The following is a 1101-nucleotide window of genomic DNA, read 5'->3' as shown; positions in this document are numbered from 1 at the left end:
GCCTAGGTGTACTCGGTCAGCACGTTGGTGACACGTGGGCGTTGACGACAAGGAGAACCTCCGGATGAGGTGAGGAGTGTCTACGTCCCGCACCGTCCGGAGGTTCTCGTGTCCCACGCTAACGCCCGACTCAACATCCACGGTCGCCGACTGCTGGTCGACCGGGTCCGCCGCCAAGGCTGGGCGGTGGCGCATGCCGCCAAAGCGATGGGCATCTCTCGGCAGTGCGCCCACCGTTGGGTCGCGCGGTTCGACGCCGAAGGCGAGGCCGGCTTGGTGGACCGGTCTTCACGGCCCCATGCCAGCCCCGCCCGGACGCCAGCATCGGTGGAGGCCGCGGTCGTGGACGCAAGGGCCAGGCACCGCCGCGGGCAGGACTGGCTCGGACCCGAGCTCGGGCTCGCACCCCGGACCGCGGGCCGTGTCCTGCGTCGACACCAGGTGCCCTACCTGCGCGACTGTGACCCGCTCACGGGCGTGGTGATCCGCTCGAGCAAGGCCACCGCCATCCGCTACGAACGCGAGCACCCCGGCGAGCTGGTCCACGTCGACGTCAAGAAAATCGGACGCATCCCCGACGGCGGCGGGTGGAAGGCCCACGGCCGCGCCCTGACCGAGGCCGCGAAGCGCAAACGCCCCAAGATCGGCTACGACTACGTCCACTCGATGGTCGATGACCACTCCCGACTCGCCTACAGCGAGATTCACCCGGACGAGACCGCCCCGACCTGCGCTGCGTTCCTGACCCGCGCCATCGCCTACTTCAACCACCACGGCATCACCAGCATCGAACGGGTCATGACAGACAACGCGTTCGCATACCGTCACGGACGAGCCTTCCATGAGGCCGTGGCCGCAGCGGGCGCACGCCAGAAGTTCATCAAGCCCCACTGCCCCTGGCAGAACGGGAAAGTCGAACGCTTCAACCGCACCCTGGCCAGCGAGTGGGCCTACCGACAGGTCTTCACCAGCAATGACGAACGAACCGCAGCTCTTGCGCCATGGCTGGAGCACTACAACACTCGACGACGCCACACCGCCCTCGACGGGCTCCCGCCGTCCAGCCTCCTGTCACCAACCTGCTGACCGAGTACACCTAGG

Annotated in this window: 1 protein-coding gene; it reads left to right on the top strand. The window is 67.7% G+C overall.

Annotation, left to right across the window (positions count from 1 at the left end; translation table 11 throughout):
• Window positions 1-108 precede the first annotated feature (108 nt).
• Window positions 109-1086 carry an IS481 family transposase gene (locus ABD297_RS23565; protein WP_344257601.1) on the top strand — a complete coding sequence of 326 codons (978 nt, stop codon included), beginning with the start codon at window positions 109-111 and terminating at the stop codon, window positions 1084-1086.
• Window positions 1087-1101 lie beyond the last annotated feature (15 nt).

The organism is Terrabacter carboxydivorans (assembly GCF_039532035.1).
Lineage (GTDB): Bacteria > Actinomycetota > Actinomycetes > Actinomycetales > Dermatophilaceae > Terrabacter > Terrabacter carboxydivorans.
Note: the sequence above shows the minus strand (reverse complement) of the source record. Positions and strands in the feature narration are given on the sequence as shown.